The following is a 20,168-nucleotide window of genomic DNA, read 5'->3' on the forward strand; positions in this document are numbered from 1 at the left end:
CAACTTTTCTAAAAAAGAAAAATAGGGGCTAAGACAAAATTAGCTTAAATAGAAAAAACGCCTAAAATTCGTTTTTGAAAACGTTGATTTTAGGCGTTTTTTAAATTAAAAGATGCGTTAAAAATGACTGGATTTTTAGTTTTGTCTCAGTCTCATTTCGTCTTGGACAGTTCTTACTCTGCCAGTTTTTTCAGACGTGTAGGAACGTACATTTTTACGAACAGAAAAACAAAGATCAGATAAACCAAAATAGGAATCCAGCGTTCTATTCCAGACAAAACAAACGCTGCAATTACTCCAAAAATAAGAGCTGCTAAAACTAATATTCCCAACAATAATTGCTGAATAGCTGTTTTTTTCTGCGCCTCTTTTACAGGATACAATTGAACTAACACCATATAGCGAAATTGACTATACAATGGTAGCAATTGGAAACCAATCAAGTACAAGAATAATGCGCCAATAATCAGACTAAATGTTAAATCTGTTACCCCTACGATCAGTAAACTGCCAATCAATAGTAATCTCAAATATAGTCCACTAAAATCTGAACCACGGGCAAATCGTCTAGCATACAAGTAAAGATATGTTTTACTTTGATCCCCTTTAATTTTCTTCAATAGCGGATCTAGGTAACGACGTCGTTTTACCTTTGCTGAAATTTCTGGTACATCGGTAAATAAATTGATAAATTGATAAATTTGATGAAGGCGGCTTTCTTCCATTTGAATCATTTTTTCCCAATCAAGCTGTACTTCATTTTTTCGCCATAAATACCAATAATAAATACCTGCTTGTATCAAGGAACCAGCTAAACCTAACCAAATGGATGCATAAAAAGTAAGTAATAAAATGGCAAAAGCTGAAACATACCATCCCATTTTAAACCAACGTAACACTTGACTAGAAAATCGAAAAAGTTCTGCCCGTTTCACTTGTAGATGACCCGTTTTTAGGCTGATAAGTAAGACCAAATAGATTAGGTACATTGAAAATGGCTGACCGGTACTCACTACTATTAACGGCATTGCAAATCCACTAGCTAAAAATAAAACAACTGATGGAAATACACAAGAATAGCGAAACGCTTCACTTAAGTACGCTCGCATTGCTTTTTCTTTCGGCAATAAAAAAACAATATCTGCTGCCTCTGCAAAAGTAGCAATTTTTCCTACCGCTAAGCTAAGCAGCCAAAAAATTGAAACAATCAGTCCACCAAATACAAAAGAAGGTGTTAAATTCTTTAGCCAACTGGAATAATAAAAGCCAATTCCTCCCACCAAAAAAAGACAAACTAACACAAAATGATCATTGAAAACATAGCGCATATACTTTAGCATTTTTTTTTGGTGTCTAGCTAAACGTTTTCGAAAAAAATCATTCATGCTTCTTGCTCCTTCGTTAATGCGACATAAATCTCATCCAGTGATGAATCCGGAAGATTGAATGCTTCCCTTAGCTCTTGTAGTGTCCCTTGTGCTCGAACTTCACCATTATGTAAAACAATAAAGCGATCACAGTATTTTTCAGCAGTTGCCAAAATATGCGTTGACATCAAAATCGCAGAACCACTTTGTTTCATTTCAACCATCAATTCTAACAACGCATTGATTGCTAAAGGATCAAGTCCTAAAAAAGGTTCATCAATGATATATAGCGATGGTTCAATCAAAAAAGCACATAAAATCATGACTTTTTGCTTCATTCCTTTTGAAAAATTAGCAGGAAACCAGTCTAAACGTTTTTCCAAGCGAAACGTCTCTAATAATTTTTCTGCTCGTTTCAGCGCTACTTCCAGTGGAATATCATAAGCAATAGCAGTCACTTCAATATGTTCACGTAAAGTTAATTCTTCATATAATGAAGGTGTTTCTGGAATATAGCCAATTTGTTTCCGATAATTTTCACTATCACTTTTTAATGTTAGATCATCAATTTCAATTTTTCCTTTAGTTGCTTCTAACAACCCAATGATATGTTTGATCGTGGTACTTTTACCAGCACCATTTAAGCCAATCAAGCCAACCATTTCACCTGAATGTACTTCAAAACTTATATCTTTTAAAACAGGAAGATGTCCATATCCCCCCGTCACATGTTCAATCGTTAAACTCATTTCTTTTCCTCCAATGATCTTGTTTACTCGCTCTTTTATTATACCATGAAGAAAATGGCGACAATTTGTTTTTTTCCTTACAACCATCGGAACTTATGGTAAAGTTAACTTAGCCAAAATATTCTTAGCAGAAAGGATGTCTCGAATGGAAAACTGTATTTTTTGCAAAATTATCAACCAAGAAATTCCTAGCTATAAAATTTATGAGGATGACAAAGTGTATGCGTTTTTGGACTTATCACAAGCTACAAAGGGCCACACCTTAGTCGTACCCAAACGCCACGTTTCTGATATTTTTGATTACGACCAAGAACTAGCTGGTGCTGTCTTTTCACGTGTGCCGAAAATTGCTCGTGGTCTAGAAAAGGCATTTCCTGATATGAAAGGTTTAAATATTTTGAATAACAATCGCGAGTTGGCATACCAGTCAGTATTTCACTCGCATATCCATCTGGTACCACGCTACGCAAAAACAGATGATTTTTCAATTCATTTTGGTAATCATCAAGCAGATTACTCAGCAAGTGAATTGACAGCTATTCAGGAAATCATTGAAGCGCAGGTGAACGACATTGATTAAAAACTTTCTTAAAGGTCTCGTATTTGGTTCAGCTGTAGGTGCTGTAGGTGGACTTCTTTTTGCCCCAAGAAGTGGCAATGATACCCGCCAAAAATTAATTGACGAGTTAGATGAAGCTGCTGATTTAACGATGGATTTAAATAATAGTCTCAGCCACTTTAAAGAGGCATTGATTGAAACAAAAGAAACGGCATCTACCCTTATTCCAGAGTTTCAAGACTCTATTCAAAAAGATGTACTGGAATTTAAATTTCAAGCAGAACCAAGAATTGCTCAAATCCAAGAACAAGTAGAAAAAATTTCTGCAAACTTACCTGAACTTCCTGAAGAAAATCTTCATTAATTGAGTCAAAATACAACGATTATGCATTCTAAACTGTTTTTTTGTTATACTCTCGTAATGAATGTGATTAAAACATGAATTTTCTTTGAAACTATTCACTAGAAGCTTTTTTTTAGGAATTAGAATATGGTATAGTTGTAGATGTGAACAACTAAATATAAAAAAACAGGAGTGCAAAACTAAAATGAAAAGAAAAAAAATAATTTTAGCAGCGACTAGTGCCTTAGCTGTCCTAACGCTAGCTGCTTGTTCTGATGGTACAAACAAAGATATCGCTACAATGAAAGGTGGAACAATCACTGTTTCTGACTTTTATGACGAAGCAAAATTGGAATCATCTAACCAAACTTTAGTTCAACGAATGATTATTTACAAAGTATTCAATAACAAATATGGCGACAAAGTAACTGATAAAAAAGTTGATGCTGAATACAAAAAACAAGCAGAATCATTAGGTGATGGTTTTGAATCTCAATTGAAAGCTGCTGGTTACACAGAAGATTCTTACAAAGATTATATCCGTAACAACCTAGCTCTTGAAGCTGGCCTGAAAGCACATGTTGATATCACTAAAGATGACTTAAAAACTGCTTGGGAATCTTTCCATCCAGAAGTTGAAGCACAAATCATCAAACTTTCAAGTGAAGATGATGCAAAAAGTGTCAAAGAAAAAGCTGACAAAGGTGATGATTTCACTAAATTAGCAAAAGAAAACTCAACTGATACAACAACTAAAGATGACGGTGGCAAAATCAAATTTGATTCTGAAACAACAACTGTCCCTAACGAAGTGAAAGAAGCTGCTTTTAAATTAAAAGATGGAGAAATTTCTGACGTGATTTCTGCAACAAATGCTTCCACTTATGCAACTGATTACTACGTTGTAAAAATGGTTAAAACTTCTTCTAAAGGCGACGACATGGATAAATACAAAGATGAATTAAAAGAAATCGCCACTCAAACAAAATTGAACGATAGCGCATTTACAACAAAAGTTATCGGTGAAGTATTAAAAGAAGCTAATGTGAAAATCAAAGACGATGCTTTCGAAAGTGTCTTGAGCGCATTCACAACATCTTCTTCAGGTTCAGAAGCAACATCTGATTCTGAAAAATCAACAGACTCTTCATCTACAGAAAAATCAACTGAAGCAACTGATAGCTCAGAAACAGTAACTACAGACTCTTCAAAATAAATTTTGTAATTAAAAAAGAAGTAAAGCAGACTCGTGAAATTGAGTCGCTTTACTTCTTTTTTTATTGTTTAAACAAACTAGTTAAATCTCTTTTGGTACATAGAAACTGCGGTTATCCATACCAAAAATTCGATCTGTATATTTTCCAGGTTCCGTTTGACGAATAGAAGTCAACATCATTTGCATTGACGCATCAATATTATCAATTTGATGTAAAATTTCAGCTTCCATGATTCTTGGTCGCACAGGTGAACCATATTCCAATAACCCATGATGTGCTAGCACCATGTGTCTTAGCACTAAAACATCTTCATCTTCTTCACTGATTTTCAATGCAATACAAGCTTTAGTAATTTCTTCATCTACAAGGACTAAATGCCCTACCAAATTACCAGCTAACGTGTATTCTGTTGACATTGGACCAGATAACTCAATGACTTTACCCAAGTCATGTAAAATAATCCCAGCATATAGTAATGCGCGATTGATTTCTGGATATTCATCTGCAATTGCTTTTCCTAAGTGAAGCATCGTTAATGTATGATAAGCTAGACCACTAGCAAACGCATGATGATTTCTTTTTGCTGCTGGAAACTCAAAAAATTGTTTTTGATATTTATTTAATAAATACCGTACGATACGATTCCAGTGTGCATTCGTAATTTCAAACAATAATTGATTGATTTCTTCTTCCATTACTTCTTTTTTTATTGGCGCCCGTTCCATATAAAGACTAGGGTCACTAGGTTCATCAATTTTTGTTAAACGCATATGGATAATTTTCACTTGAGGATTTCCTTGATACATTTCTCTTTTACCACTCAAAAATACCACAGTTCCCGCAGTAAATTTGCTGATTTCTTCCTCAGAAGCATCCCAATATTTTCCATCAATCGTTCCAGAAGTATCTTGGAAAGTAAACGCAATAAATTTTTTACCGTTTTTTGCCATTCTTACATCAGCATTTTTTATTAAGACGAACAATTCAAACTGTTCATCAATGACTAATTCACGAATTTTTTTCATCTTATGCTCCTTCTAACCTTTTCACGGATTGTTGTAACTCTTGATAATAGCTTAACATTTCTTTGTCAGAAGAAAAACAAATTATCTGATACTTTTTACCAAACTCTGCTAAAAGTTTTGCTAAGTAATACTTTCTGTGCGAATCATAATGTAGCCATCCATCGTCAATAATTACTGGACAAAGTGCTCGATTTGCTTCCAAAGAAAGATAAGCAAACCGCATTGCCATGATTAATTGATCTTTGGTACCTGTAGACAGTTCATAAATAGGAAACTCTGTCTTTCCATCTGTGAGCGTCAGCAAGTCTTCTTTTAATAAAATCCTTTGATACTTGCCGTCAGTTAGTAATCCAAAATAATAAGTAGCCTCTTTTAACAACTGTGGCAATTGTCGCTCACTCATTTCAGTCGATAGATCGCCTAAAAAAGTGCCGGCAACTTCATATGCTCCCCACTGCACCATCAAGTGTTCTAATTCTGCCTTTTGACGGCTTTCTTCTTGATACAGTTCATCAAGTGTACCATCTTTTTGTAATTCCTCAACTTGAATGCTCAAGCGTTGTTGTTGTTCACTTGCAGCTTTTTCTTCTAGTTGTCGTTGTCGTTGCAATTGGTCTAAACGAATGATTTCTTGTTCTAAAAATACGCGTGTCATTTTTTCAGGAAATAATGGTGTTACTATTTTACTTAACTCAGCAAGTCTTTCTTTTTTTTGAATCGTTTCGTGGGCTTTTTGCAGAAATAGTGGCACCTCAGATGGATAAGCAAGCTGTGCCTCATTAAGTTGTTGCGTATACTCTTGTAGCCACGCTTTTTGTTTCTTCTTCAATTGATTAATTTCTTGCGTGAGTAAGGTATTTTGCTGGTAGCTACGAGCAAATTTCATTTGTTCCATTTCTTGAACAAATTGTGCCAGTAGGTCCATTTTTTCAGAAATGAGTTTATCTTGAACTGGTAGCCATTCTTGAACAACATCAAATTTTTGCTCTAGGAATAGTAACTTCTCTTGAATCTCTCTTTCTCTTTTTTGCTTTCGTTCATAAATAGCACAAAGACGTTGATAATCCGTAACTTCTTGACCATACTCCTTCATCAGCTCCACTGTATTCAATTGCTTTAGGGACCATTGAGTAGCCAAATACTGTACTTGTTGATCAAGCTGTTGTTGCATTCGTTGATTTTGTTTCCTATTTTCTTCAACTTCTGCGATTTGTGCAGAAGCGACATCCAATTGCCCCAGTTTTTCTTGCCACATTCCTTTGACTTCTAATGAATTACTTTTGCTATCTTTTTCTTTGTTAAGAAAGTAGCTTCCTACAAGCCCTGCTCCACCAAGTAATGAGATTATTTTCCAAGGGAAAGGCAATAACAAGCCTAGGACGATGAAAACTCCACCAGCAACCATATAAGGAATACTATTCCGCTTTTTTTTCTCCATCTGCTGGTTCTGTAAAAGAAAAGGGTACCGCGCTTCTAACTGGCTAATTTCTGCATCAATCAATTCCTGTTGTTCTTTTGCAATTTGTAGTCGAATTGTCAATTGTTGGTCTTCTTCTTTAAATTGTCTATTTTGTGAAAACAGTGTCTTCCATTCGGGGCTTTGCTGAAATTCTACTGGCTGATTTTGTCTTTGCCAACCCCAGCGCTGTTCTAAAATCTTTAACTCTGCTTCTGTTTCTCGTGTTTCTACCTGAAGTCTTTGCCATTCATTGACTAACTGCTCAACTTGAGTCTGTTCCTTTAAAAGAGCTTTTAATTCTGTTTCTTGTTCTAAGAAAAAATAGTATCGTGCTGATTGCTGATCCATGCCGCTATGTTTTTCTAACGTTGATTCTAGTTCTTCCAAACGTTCACTCATTTGTTGATACCTGCTAGAAAACTCTTGCAAATCTGTCAGCAACTGTTCACTTGGTAATTCATTAAGTGTATTTTCTTGTAATTCTTGCCATTCTTCATAAAGTGAAAAATTGATTTTTTGCTGATTTAGTTGCAATAATTTTTCATTGTTCTTTGATAATTCTTGTCTCAACTTATCTTGCTTTTTTTTTGCAGCCTGCTCTTGCATTACAAGTTGGCTAAAAAAATCTTCTTGTGCTTGTTTCTGATAAATTTTTTCTTGTAAACTTTTCCAACTATTTAATTTTTGATTAATAAGTAATTTTTGACCTTTTTTCTTATATAAATTTTGAGCTTGATTATAATACTCTTGTCGCTTTTGAAAAACTTGTGAACTTCCAGTAATACCTAGTGAAATCAGCATATCATGTAGTTCTTTTTCTCTAAGATGATCCAATTCTGATAACTGTTCTTGTTGAAAAGTGAAAACTTGCTGAAATAATTCTCTAGTCAATGGTGAAATCAGCTGTCCTAGGAGTACTTCACTTCCTGTTTGTTCACCAAAAACAACTTTTGCCTTTCCACGATTCTGTTGTTTATAGCGCTCGACCATAAATTCACCATGAACAGGATGTTCGAACCAGACACGACCACCATAAGCCGCTCCATCTTTTGGTGTATAGTCTTTCTTTTTTCTCCCTTTTGATGGAAAACCAAAGAGGATTGCTTGAATAAACTGATAAACAGTCGATTTTCCTGCTTCGTTTTCGCCATAAATCAATTGATTACCTGAAGAAAAATCAAAACTCTTTTGACGCCATTTTCCAAAAGCATTAATTTCAATCCGTAAAATTTTCATTCATTATCCTCCTTGAATTGAAAATCCTGATTGATTAATTCTTGTGCAGCAAGTAATGTCTCACTCTGATAATCAGGTAACTCATTCAATAATTTTGTTGCTTCTGGATGGCTATACAATTCACTCAAAATTTGTTTGAAATCTTGAGGAATTTGATAACTTTCAAATAATTGATACTTCAATTTTTTTGAAACAGTTACGGTTATTTGTTTCTGAACAGTATCCTTCATAAGAACAATACGCCATATAAATAAATTTGATGTATACTTTCTTAATTCTTCAATTAAATATTCTAATACTTCACCAGAATCAATTCGCTCCACAATATCCATTCCTAAATGTTCATAGTTAACAATCTCTAGCTCAATTAGATGAAATTTATTGTTAGAAATTTCCAGTTGTCGTTGAACCATGGGGAAAATCTCGTTAGTTGTTCGAACTTGCTCAAAAGAAATTTTTTGACGATGCCAATATACTTCAGCTACTTCTATAGGCGTTGTTTGATATTCACTTCGCTTCAATTCTACTAATGAAACAGACGTTGAAGTTTGTTCCTTTCTCGTGTGTCCTTGAGGTGCGCCAGAATATACGATTCTTCCATGATTGCTAACGATAGTTGGAACATGGATATGACCTAACGCCCAATAATCATAATTTTTTTCTTGCATTTGACTGGAACTAAATGGAGCATAGTTACTATGATCTTTTGTGCCCAATTCCCCGTGATACATTCCAACATGATAATCGACATTTGCTCGAGAGGGAAACTCTAGTACTTTTTCTTGTTGTATCCATGGATGACAATAGCTAAAAGCACTGATAGCAACTTTTTCACCCGAATTTAGTTTCAGCACTTTTGTTTTTACTTCTTCATCTACAAACAAATGAACATTTTCAGGAAATTCAAACCAGTATCTTTCTTTCTGATAATAATCATGATTTCCAAAAATCATATATACAGGAATATTTATTCGGTTTAAACGTTCCATTTGTTCAAAAAAGTGTTTTTGTGTTTTAAGTGAAGGTTTGTTTTGATGAAAAGTATCTCCAGCAAACAGAACAAAGTCAACTTCATGGAACACTGCTTGATCTACAATATTTGCTAGAACAATCTGATTTGCCTGTATTAATTTTTCTTGAACACGTTTATCGAATGGAATGGATCCTTCAAAAGATCTATCTATATGTAAATCAGCCGCGTGGATAAATTTCACTATCAAATTCCCTCCTTTTTTCTTTTATCATAACATTTTTATGTGTTTTTTTCACCCGAATACGAAAGTTTGTTCGCTTTTTTAATATAGAAATTTTATGAGAATACAAAAAAACAGATGAGCTTAATCACTCATCTGTTTTTTACCGTTGCGTGGCGACGTCCTACTCTCACAAGGGGCAACCCCTCACTACAATCGGCGCTAAGAAGCTTAACTTCTGTGTTCGGCATGGTTACAGGTGTATCCTTCTCGCTATCGCCACCACACTGTGGTGTTATCTTATTGAGTTTGCTTTTGCTCACTCAAAACTGGATTTGAAGTAATCTCAACTCTACCGAGTTTTTTTCTTTTACCATTCTTGGTTAAGTCCTCGATCGATTAGTATCAGTCCGCTCCATACATCACTGTACTTCCACTTCTGACCTATCTACCTGATCATCTCTCAGGGATCTTACTTTCTTAAAGAAATGGGAAATCTCATCTTGAGGTGGGCTTCACACTTAGATGCTTTCAGCGTTTATCCCTTCCCTACATAGCTACCCAGCAATGCCCTTGGCAGAACAACTGGTACACCAGCGGTAAGTCCATCCCGGTCCTCTCGTACTAAGGACAGCTCCTCTCAAATTTCCAACGCCCGCGACGGATAGGGACCGAACTGTCTCACGACGTTCTGAACCCAGCTCGCGTGCCGCTTTAATGGGCGAACAGCCCAACCCTTGGGACCGACTACAGCCCCAGGATGCGACGAGCCGACATCGAGGTGCCAAACCTCCCCGTCGATGTGGACTCTTGGGGGAGATAAGCCTGTTATCCCCAGGGTAGCTTTTATCCGTTGAGCGATGGCCCTTCCATGCGGAACCACCGGATCACTAAGCCCGACTTTCGTCCCTGCTCGACTTGTTGGTCTCGCAGTCAAGCTCCCTTCTGCCTTTACACTCTTCGAATGATTTCCAACCATTCTGAGGGAACCTTTGGGCGCCTCCGTTACCTTTTAGGAGGCGACCGCCCCAGTCAAACTGCCCATCTGACACTGTCTCCCACCACGATTAGTGGTGCGGGTTAGAGTGGCCATAACGCAGGGGTAGTATCCCACCAGCGCCTCCATCGAAACTAGCGTTCCGATTTCTACGGCTCCTACCTATCCTGTACATGCGGTACAGACACTCAATATCAAACTACAGTAAAGCTCCATGGGGTCTTTCCGTCCTGTCGCGGGTAACCTGCATCTTCACAGGTACTAAAATTTCACCGAGTCTCTCGTTGAGACAGTGCCCAAATCGTTACGCCTTTCGTGCGGGTCGGAACTTACCCGACAAGGAATTTCGCTACCTTAGGACCGTTATAGTTACGGCCGCCGTTTACTGGGGCTTCAATTCGTACCTTCGCTTACGCTAAGCACTCCTCTTAACCTTCCAGCACCGGGCAGGCGTCAGCCCCTATACTTCATCTTACGATTTTGCAGAGACCTGTGTTTTTGATAAACAGTCGCTTGGGCCTATTCACTGCGGCTGATCTGACGATCAGCACCCCTTCTCCCGAAGTTACGGGGTCATTTTGCCGAGTTCCTTAACGAGAGTTCTCTCGCTCACCTTAGGATTCTCTCCTCGACTACCTGTGTCGGTTTGCGGTACGGGCCGTTGTTTTCTCACTAGAAGCTTTTCTTGGCAGTGTGACATCAGGAACTTCGGTACTATTATTTCCCTCCCCATCACAGCTTGTCCTTAAAAGATTAAGCATTTGACTCAACCTAAGACTTACTGCTTGGACAGACATTTCCAATCGTCTGCATTCCTTAGCCTCCTGCGTCCCTCCATTGCTCAAACAAAAACAACGGGTACAGGAATATCAACCTGTTATCCATCGCCTACGCCTTTCGGCCTCGGCTTAGGTCCCGACTAACCCTGGGCGGACGAGCCTTCCCCAGGAAACCTTAGTCATTCGGTGGACAGGATTCTCACCTGTCTTTCGCTACTCATACCGGCATTCTCACTTCTAAGCGCTCCAGCAGTCCTCACGATCTACCTTCAACGCCCTTAGAACGCTCTCCTACCATAACACCATAGGTGTTATCCACAGCTTCGGTAATATGTTTAGCCCCGGTACATTTTCGGCGCAGGGTCACTCGACTAGTGAGCTATTACGCACTCTTTAAATGGTGGCTGCTTCTGAGCCAACATCCTAGTTGTCTGTGCAACCCCACATCCTTTTCCACTTAACATATATTTTGGGACCTTAGCTGGTGGTCTGGGCTGTTTCCCTTTCGACTATGGATCTTATCACTCACAGTCTGACTCCCGGATATGAATGAATGGCATTCGGAGTTTATCTGAATTCGGTAACCCGAGATGGGCCCCTAGTCCAAACAGTGCTCTACCTCCATCATTCTCAATTCCGAGGCTAGCCCTAAAGCTATTTCGGAGAGAACCAGCTATCTCCAAGTTCGTTTGGAATTTCTCCGCTACCCACACCTCATCCCCGCACTTTTCAACGTACGTGGGTTCGGTCCTCCAGTGCGTTTTACCGCACCTTCAACCTGGACATGGGTAGATCACATGGTTTCGGGTCTACGACTACATACTCAAACGCCCTATTCAGACTCGCTTTCGCTACGGCTCCGTCTCTTCGACTTAACCTCGCATGCAATCGTAACTCGCCGGTTCATTCTACAAAAGGCACGCCATCACCCATTAACGGGCTTTGACTTGTTGTAGGCACACGGTTTCAGGTTCTATTTCACTCCCCTTCCGGGGTGCTTTTCACCTTTCCCTCACGGTACTGGTTCACTATCGGTCACTAGGGAGTATTTAGCCTTGGGAGATGGTCCTCCCGGATTCCGACGGAATTCCTCGTGTTCCGCCGTACTCAGGATCCTCCTAGGTGTCTTCCAAATTTCATCTACGGGGTTTTTACCCTCTTTGACTGACTTTTCCAAGTCATTCGATTATCTGAAAAAACTACCATATTGGAGTCCTACAACCCCAACAAGCAAGCTTGTTGGTTTGGGCTTTTCCCGTTTCGCTCGCCGCTACTCAGGGAATCGAATTTTCTTTCTCTTCCTGCAGGTACTTAGATGTTTCAGTTCTCTGCGTCTACCTCAAATATGCTATGTATTCACATATTTGTAACATCCTATAAAAGATGCTGGGTTCCCCCATTCGGAAATCTCTGGATCATAGCTTACGTACAGCTCCCCAAAGCATATCGGTGTTAGTCCCGTCCTTCATCGGCTCCTAGTGCCAAGGCATCCACCGTGCGCCCTTATTCACTTAACCTTATCAACCTTACGGTTGGGTTTTGACATCATTTCTAGCGATAGAAACTAGTCAAGAAAAATAAGCAATTGAACTTATTAAAAAACTCATTCAACGCGGTGTTCTCGGTTTGTTTTGATCTTACTTCAAATATCCAGTTTTCAATGAACAAAGTGTTTTGAGAGTAAACCTCTCAAAACTGAACAAAGTAATGATGACAAACGTGTGTAGTCTCCGTAATATTCCTTAGAAAGGAGGTGATCCAGCCGCACCTTCCGATACGGCTACCTTGTTACGACTTCACCCCAATCATCTATCCCACCTTAGGCGGCTGGCTCCAAAAAGGTTACCTCACCGACTTCGGGTGTTACAAACTTTCGTGGTGTGACGGGCGGTGTGTACAAGGCCCGGGAACGTATTCACCGCGGCGTGCTGATCCGCGATTACTAGCGATTCCGGCTTCATGTAGGCGAGTTGCAGCCTACAATCCGAACTGAGAGAAGCTTTAAGAGATTAGCTTAGCCTCGCGACTTCGCGACTCGTTGTACTTCCCATTGTAGCACGTGTGTAGCCCAGGTCATAAGGGGCATGATGATTTGACGTCATCCCCACCTTCCTCCGGTTTGTCACCGGCAGTCTTGCTAGAGTGCCCAACTAAATGATGGCAACTAACAATAAGGGTTGCGCTCGTTGCGGGACTTAACCCAACATCTCACGACACGAGCTGACGACAACCATGCACCACCTGTCACTTTGCCCCCGAAGGGGAAGCTCTATCTCTAGAGTGGTCAAAGGATGTCAAGACCTGGTAAGGTTCTTCGCGTTGCTTCGAATTAAACCACATGCTCCACCGCTTGTGCGGGCCCCCGTCAATTCCTTTGAGTTTCAACCTTGCGGTCGTACTCCCCAGGCGGAGTGCTTAATGCGTTAGCTGCAGCACTGAAGGGCGGAAACCCTCCAACACTTAGCACTCATCGTTTACGGCGTGGACTACCAGGGTATCTAATCCTGTTTGCTCCCCACGCTTTCGAGCCTCAGCGTCAGTTGCAGACCAGAGAGTCGCCTTCGCCACTGGTGTTCCTCCATATATCTACGCATTTCACCGCTACACATGGAATTCCACTCTCCTCTTCTGCACTCAAGTCTCCCAGTTTCCAATGACCCTCCCCGGTTGAGCCGGGGGCTTTCACATCAGACTTAAGAAACCGCCTGCGCTCGCTTTACGCCCAATAAATCCGGACAACGCTTGCCACCTACGTATTACCGCGGCTGCTGGCACGTAGTTAGCCGTGGCTTTCTGGTTAGATACCGTCAAGGGATGAACAGTTACTCTCATCCTTGTTCTTCTCTAACAACAGAGTTTTACGATCCGAAAACCTTCTTCACTCACGCGGCGTTGCTCGGTCAGACTTTCGTCCATTGCCGAAGATTCCCTACTGCTGCCTCCCGTAGGAGTTTGGGCCGTGTCTCAGTCCCAATGTGGCCGATCACCCTCTCAGGTCGGCTATGCATCGTGGCCTTGGTGAGCCGTTACCTCACCAACTAGCTAATGCACCGCGGGTCCATCCATCAGCGACACCCGAAAGCGCCTTTCAAATCAAAACCATGCGGTTTCGATTGTTATACGGTATTAGCACCTGTTTCCAAGTGTTATCCCCTTCTGATGGGCAGGTTACCCACGTGTTACTCACCCGTTCGCCACTCCTTTTCTTTCGGTGGAGCAAGCTCCGGTGAAAGAAAAAGCGTACGACTTGCATGTATTAGGCACGCCGCCAGCGTTCGTCCTGAGCCAGGATCAAACTCTCATAATAAAAGTTAGAACAATCTTTCGATTGTTAAGCTCAATTTGTTTGCTAGCATATTGCTTGCTGTTTAAAAATGTTTGTTGTCTTGAATTGAATCAAGACGCCCTACACATTTGGTTTGTCTTACTTTGTTCAGTTTTCAAAGGTCTACTTGAATTGCCGTAGCAACTTTTATATCATATCAGAGTGACGTTTGAATGTCAACTCTTTTTTAAAAAAGTTTCTTTGATTTCATTCGAGAAATCTTTCAGCAACCCACTTAATATATCGCATCGTTTGTTATTTGTCAAGAACTTTTTTTAAAGTTTTTCTTGATGAAATCAAGCTTCATAAGCAGTCCTTTTTAAACGACTTAGTTATCTTATCATGTGATAATTCACACGTCAACAACTTTTTGAAATTATTTTTTTAACTTCTAGTTGTTTTTCAACAACTCATTCACTCTATCATAAAAAAAAAGAATGGTCAAGCAAAATTTTACATTTCGCTTGACCTAATTTTAAATTCTATCTCTTCACAACTTAACGATTGATTTGTTTTAATTTTTCACCCATTTTAATCGTTTCTTTCTTATTGAGTGGATAACCAACAAGTAAAATCACCGCAGATAATAGCAAACAAACTGCTGGCAATAAATTAGCAATCGTATAAATACGTTCTTGCACTAAAGCTGACTGAATTGTTCCGCCTACTGAAGACGATTGATAGCCAATCATCGTTAACATAAAACCACCAATTGCCCCTGCACATGCTTGTCCCAATTTTCTAGCAAAAGAATTGACACCGTAAACTGTTCCGTCTTCTCGTAACCCCGTTGTATATTGATGATAATCAATTACATCTGTAATGAAAGCCCACACCATCAAATTGAATAATCCTGATCCCAATGTTGCAATAAATAGTAGGAACAAGTATACCCATGCATTTGTAATATGTAAAAAATACATCAATAAATACATAATAGAAGAAAACATTAGAGCGACAACGCTTGCTTCTTTCTTACCAAACCATCTTGTCAACGCCGTTGCAAAAGGAGCCAATACAACGACCGTTCCATACGTGAATAATAAAGCAATCGACATTGCTTCTTTATTATGGAAGTAGTCATTAAATAAATAAGTCATAATTGTCCCAGCTAAAATTTGATTGATCACAATATAAATGTCCACAACAACTAGTACTACTAGTGCACGATTCGAAATTAAGTCTTTAACCAACCTGGTTGCTTGAATCTCTTCTTTTTTTCTACTCTTACCCTCTCCGTGGATAGCTTACAAGTTAAGATATATGCTAGAAAAGCTATTGACGCGCAGCCAATGGCAATCCAGAAAAAGCGTTCACTTGAGATAATCTGTTGACCATTTTTATTTTGCGTATACATTAATATTGGAATAAAGAAACCCGTAGTTAATCCACCGATTGCTGATCCAATACTTCTGAAAATCGACAACGAAGACCGATTATCCGGATTTGAACTGATTGCTGCCGCCATTGCCCCATAAGGAATATTAATTATTGAAAGAAAAATACCATACACAATGTATGAAACAAAAATATAAATCATCTTGTCCAACATTGGTAAATGCTGAATAATAGGCAAAAACATTAGAACTGTTACGGTACAAAACGGATACTTCATTCGGCGAATCTACGGGATAGATCGTCCAACTTCTGTTACCTTAGAAATATCACGTAGCCGTCCAACGAAAACATCCGCAAATGCATCTAACATTCTTGAAACTAGAAAAAGCGTACCTACTATTGCTCCAGAAACACCAAGGACATTTGTGTAATAAATCATCAACAAGCTATTAACCAATCCTAAAATAAAACAATTCCCTAAATCACCAAGCATGTAACCAATTTTGTCCTTCAAACCAAACGCACTTGTTTTCTTATTGATTGTCTCCTCAGAAACTACTTGTTGCGAAAGCATTCCAGTCACTCCTTTTCCTTTTTGGTAATCGCTTTCAAAATTATACCCTTCATTTTTTTATTTTTATATTCACAATATTGTTATTTCCTTGCATTATGTTGGTTGATAAAAAACTAGAGAAAGAATTTTACTTAGCTAGAAGCAAAAAAAGAGCAGGACTGCAATCAGCACTGCTCTTTTCTATTTACTATTAATTATTCGCTATATAGGTCACGTACTGGTGTCATGATGATTCGATTTAAATCATTAATAATTGTACTAAAACCTTGTTCTTTTTCCATTAAATCATTGATAACTGATTCTGATTGAATTTTCATAGCCATTTCTTGTGCTTTCATTGCATCTTCATCAGAGAATTCTTCGCCACGCATTTGTTTTTCCTGTAATTCAATTTGCATTGCTTGGAAGTTTTTAAATAGTTCATGCGCTTCTTTATTTTCTTTTACTTTACCGTATGCTTCTTGTAAAGCTTTGAATTCAGGAAGTTCACGAATTTCGCGTTCGATTTGATTCGCGCTATCATAGATATTTGACATAATATTGCCTCTTTTCTTTCAGTAGTTGAGTTCATTGTAACATGCAGCTATCCGTTTTCAAAGAACTACTCACTTTGATATTTCCGCCACAAATCTTTGGCTGCATCGCCAATTCCTTGTACGCCGTCTTTTACAAAGTCACCAAAGTTCTTCAATCCTTCTTTTGCTTTCTCGCCATATTGATCTAAGTTTTCTTTCCATTTTTCAGCATTGTCCTCTGCTTCTGATGGATTGTCCACTTGATCTGCTGGGACGACCTCTCCGCCTGTTGCATACGCATCCGCGACACTAAAACTTGTATTTGAAGTATAAGGAAGAATTCCTTCTGCAGCAGACTTAAAGACTCGGCCCACAACATTCCCACTCGTTCCTTCTAAGTAGTGCAATTCGCTGGACTCTTCGTAACCCATCCAAGTTGAAATAACTACGTCTGGTGTATAGCCAACAATCCATTGATCATTTGCTTTAGTGGCATCAAAATTCGTTTCCGTAGTACCAGTTTTACCAGCAACCGTATAACCAGCTGGATTTGCAGCAACTGCTGTTCCATTAGAAAATGTGCCAAGCAGCATACTTGTCATTTGTTCTGCTGTTTCTTTTGAAATTACTTGTTTAGGTTTTTTGTCCGTATTATCTACAATAACTGCACCTGTAGAATCAACGATTTTCGTAATCAAATGTGGCGAATACATCTGCCCATCATTCGCAAAAGCACTATAGGCTCCGGCCATGGTTAACGGTGATACACCTTTTTCTAAGCCACCTAATGCTAAACCATAGTATTTATCGGATTTTGATAAGCTTAACCCGAATTCTTCTGCTTTATCATACCCTTTTTGAAGACCAATCTCATGGAGTAACCAAACAGCTGGCAAGTTCAAGCTTTGAGCTACTGCTTGATACATTGGCACTTCACCTTGATACGTACCATCATAATTTTGAGCAGCATAGTAACTTTGTGGTGCGTCTTGCAAAGTACTAGAAGGTAAGTAGCCAGACTCTAAAGCAGCTGAGTACACGCTCAATGGTTTAATTGTCGAACCTGGCGACCTTTTCATTTGTGTTGCAAAATTAAATCCACGGAAGACGTGTTCTCCACGCCGCCCCACCAAGGCTTGTACACCACCATTTTTCGGATTCAATGCAACAGACGCAGATTGAACCATTGCCCCGTCCGAAGCATCTGCCGGAAATAGCTGTCCATTTTGATAAGTCGCTTCTAGCTGCTTTTGATAATTTTGATCTAACGCAGTATATATTTTATACCCCTTGTTCATTACATCTGATTCATCCAGTCCATATGCTTCCACAGCCTCATCAATTACCGCATCAAAATAATAAGGATAGCGATAACCTGATTCCGAATCCGTATACGTGTCATTTAAATAATCCGTAATGTTCGTTTGGCTCTCCACACTGGCTTGTTCTGCTGTGATTTTTTCGTTTTCTTTCATCACACTCAACACAGTATTTTTTCGATTATTAGCATTTTCTGGGTTATCAATTGGATTATAAATACCTGGTCCTTTAAGCATACCCGCAATTGTTGCCGCCTCTGACAATGTTACGTCACTCGCATTGACACCAAAATATCTCCTTGCAGCATCTTGAACACCCCAAACACCATTACCAAAATAAGCGTTATTCAAATACATAGTTAAAATTTCTTCTTTACTGTATTTCTTTTCTATTTCTATCGCTAGAAACAGCTCTTTTGCTTTTCTATCAAAGGTTTGATCGAGTGTTAAATACGCATTTTTTGCCAATTGTTGCGTAATCGTACTCCCTCCACCACCAGCGGTACTCCCTGAAGTAAGCATACGAACTGCTGCTCGAGCAATCCCCTTCACATCAAATCCATGATGATTATAAAAATTTCGATCTTCCGTAGAAATAACTGCATCCTGAATATACGGAGAAATTGCATCTAGTTCTACGTAAGTCCCTTTTTGAGCATAAAGTGTACCTGCTTCTTCATTATCTTTATCATAAATAACAGTAGATTGGCTTAATCCTGATTTTAAAGTCTCCACATTTGCTTGTTTTGCTAAAATAAACAAATAAACACTCGTTACCAAAATAAAAATCAGTCCCAACAAAAGAATAACTTTATTGATATGATATTTTTTCCAAATCCGCCTTCGCCATTTATGAAATCGGCTCAAATATGGCTTAATCCAGCGCCAAAAGCTAATCAAAGAAGCTTTTATTTTTTCCCAAACGCGTTGAAAATCCATTTGCATGTTCTCCTATCTTTTTATTCACACGGTCAGTTTACCACAACTAACTGCGCCTTTCTTCCTGCTTAAGATGTAAGTTTTGTAGTTAATGACGGTAGTTTAGCATAATAAGTAGTTGATTGATTTAATCTTTTTCTTAAATATATTTTAAAAATGGTAAAATAAAACTGACTTCGACGAAAGGAGCTCCGTTATGGAAATCACAATTACATTACCCGCTGATCACTCAGCAACAACTATCCAAGAATTATTAGAGCGAGAATGGCTAGTACCAAAAAAAGTTCGTCATTTTTTGCGTACCCGAAGAAATGTTTGGGTAAATGCGCAGCCCGCTCCTTTTCATTCAGAAATCCGCGGTGGCGACACAATTACTTTGCATTTTGAAGAAAGTGACTACAGTCATCAAGAAATCATCTTTGGTGATCCTAAAAAAATCCACACGCTCTATGAAGACGATCAATTAGTGATTGTAAATAAACCAGCTGGTCTAAAAACCCATCCCAATAACGCAAAAGAAACTGGAACCTTATTGAATGATTTAGCTGCTTATCTAGCTCCGAAAGATGAGAAACCATATGTTGTACATCGCTTAGATCAAGAAACCAGTGGTGCTATTTTATTCGCTAAAAACCCATTTATTCTGCCTATTTTAAGCCAATTAGTCGAACAAAAGAAGATTTATCGACGCTACCAAGCTATCGTTTGGGGAAAGTTAACCAAAGATATCACCATCACCAAGAAAATTGGACGCGATCGACACAACCGACGAAAACAAGTCATTGATGAACGTAACGGGAAAACAGCAACAACCCGCGTAACCGTTGCAAAAAATCTACCGACACAAACACAAATTTATTGTGTTTTAGCTACTGGGAGGACACATCAAATTCGGGTTCATCTCGAAAGCCTAGGTCATCCAATTGTAGGCGATCCACTTTATCAGTCACGGCCAGCGCAACGAATGATGCTTCACGCAATTGAACTTCATTTGACACATCCATTCACACAAGAAACGATTATCGCTAGAGCAACTCCTGGACTATGGTAGGCCTTGAGAAAACAAAAAAGTGTCTGTGACATTAATCAAAATGATTATGCTCCAGACACTTTTTTACGAATAAATGGCTTTTCGAAAGCAAATCTCTCAAAAATGAGTAGAATAATCTCAAAAACAGATAAAGCTATTTCCAGATTATCCTTCTTATCTATCAGAGTTGACTGCTCTTATTTC

General features: G+C 38.9%; 11 protein-coding genes, 3 rRNA genes and 1 pseudogene. 4 read left to right on the forward strand and 11 right to left on the reverse strand.

The genetic code is table 11. The features are described 5' to 3' along the window. Positions 1-173 precede the first annotated feature (173 nt). Both IGJ93_RS11535 and IGJ93_RS11540 read right to left on the reverse strand, forming a co-directional pair. Entirely contained in the window at positions 174-1,385 is a 1,212-nt protein-coding gene (locus IGJ93_RS11535) for an ABC transporter permease (RefSeq protein ID WP_067483088.1), read from the reverse strand. Continuing rightward, positions 1,382-2,116, reverse strand: coding sequence for an ABC transporter ATP-binding protein (locus tag IGJ93_RS11540; protein WP_067483090.1), 735 nt, complete (start codon positions 2,114-2,116; stop codon positions 1,382-1,384). Before IGJ93_RS11540 ends, IGJ93_RS11535 begins: the two co-directional genes overlap by 4 nt. 145 nt (positions 2,117-2,261) lie before the next feature. On the opposite strand from IGJ93_RS11540, the gene IGJ93_RS11545 reads away from it, so the two are divergent. The 3 genes from IGJ93_RS11545 to IGJ93_RS11555 all read left to right on the forward strand — a co-directional run bounded on the left by IGJ93_RS11545 (position 2,262) and on the right by IGJ93_RS11555 (position 4,234). Further along, positions 2,262-2,696, forward strand: coding sequence for an HIT family protein (locus IGJ93_RS11545; RefSeq protein ID WP_067483092.1), 435 nt, complete (start codon positions 2,262-2,264; stop codon positions 2,694-2,696). Then, positions 2,689-3,039 (forward strand): YtxH domain-containing protein, encoded by a 351-nt coding sequence (locus IGJ93_RS11550; protein ID WP_071868900.1) that lies wholly within the window; start codon positions 2,689-2,691, stop codon positions 3,037-3,039. Before IGJ93_RS11545 ends, IGJ93_RS11550 begins: the two co-directional genes overlap by 8 nt. 184 nt (positions 3,040-3,223) lie before the next feature. Further along, on the forward strand, positions 3,224-4,234 hold the full coding sequence (locus tag IGJ93_RS11555; protein WP_430596952.1) for a peptidylprolyl isomerase: 1,011 nt from the start codon (positions 3,224-3,226) through the stop codon (positions 4,232-4,234). A gap of 81 nt (positions 4,235-4,315) precedes the next feature. Here IGJ93_RS11555 and IGJ93_RS11560 read toward each other — a convergent pair whose 3' ends face one another. The 9 genes and pseudogenes from IGJ93_RS11560 to IGJ93_RS11600 form a co-directional block, all read right to left on the reverse strand. Next, complete coding sequence (locus IGJ93_RS11560) at positions 4,316-5,260, reverse strand: 3'-5' exoribonuclease YhaM family protein (protein ID WP_067483098.1); 945 nt, start codon at positions 5,258-5,260, stop codon at positions 4,316-4,318. Position 5,261: 1 nt separating this feature from the next. Then, positions 5,262-7,955 (reverse strand): ATP-binding protein, encoded by a 2,694-nt coding sequence (locus tag IGJ93_RS11565; protein ID WP_284590649.1) that lies wholly within the window; start codon positions 7,953-7,955, stop codon positions 5,262-5,264. Continuing rightward, a complete protein-coding gene (locus IGJ93_RS11570) occupies positions 7,952-9,172 on the reverse strand; it encodes a metallophosphoesterase family protein (RefSeq protein WP_284590669.1) in 1,221 nt (406 codons plus the stop codon). Before IGJ93_RS11570 ends, IGJ93_RS11565 begins: the two co-directional genes overlap by 4 nt. A gap of 147 nt (positions 9,173-9,319) precedes the next feature. Next, positions 9,320-9,435, reverse strand: a 5S ribosomal RNA gene (gene rrf, locus IGJ93_RS11575). Positions 9,436-9,527: 92 nt separating this feature from the next. Next, a 23S ribosomal RNA gene (locus IGJ93_RS11580) occupies positions 9,528-12,441 on the reverse strand. Positions 12,442-12,670: 229 nt separating this feature from the next. After that, positions 12,671-14,231, reverse strand: a 16S ribosomal RNA gene (locus IGJ93_RS11585). Together the 16S, 23S and 5S rRNA genes form the textbook arrangement of a ribosomal RNA operon. A 515-nt stretch (positions 14,232-14,746) precedes the next feature. After that, positions 14,747-16,161, reverse strand: a pseudogene (locus IGJ93_RS11590) (MFS transporter). 194 nt (positions 16,162-16,355) lie between these two features. Continuing rightward, positions 16,356-16,697 carry a YlbF family regulator gene (locus IGJ93_RS11595; protein ID WP_067481657.1) on the reverse strand — a complete coding sequence of 114 codons (342 nt, stop codon included), beginning with the start codon at positions 16,695-16,697 and terminating at the stop codon, positions 16,356-16,358. Between the two features lie 65 nt (positions 16,698-16,762). Continuing rightward, positions 16,763-18,934, reverse strand: coding sequence for a PBP1A family penicillin-binding protein (locus tag IGJ93_RS11600; protein WP_270346781.1), 2,172 nt, complete (start codon positions 18,932-18,934; stop codon positions 16,763-16,765). A gap of 196 nt (positions 18,935-19,130) precedes the next feature. Between IGJ93_RS11600 and IGJ93_RS11605 the strand changes: the two genes are divergently transcribed. Further along, positions 19,131-19,985, forward strand: a complete 855-nt coding sequence (locus IGJ93_RS11605) for an RluA family pseudouridine synthase (protein WP_067481659.1) — start codon at positions 19,131-19,133, stop codon at positions 19,983-19,985. Positions 19,986-20,168 lie beyond the last annotated feature (183 nt).

Origin of the sequence: Enterococcus sp. DIV0174 (assembly GCF_050529065.1) — a bacterium.
Taxonomy (GTDB): Bacteria; Bacillota; Bacilli; order Lactobacillales; family Enterococcaceae; genus Enterococcus_B; species Enterococcus_B thailandicus.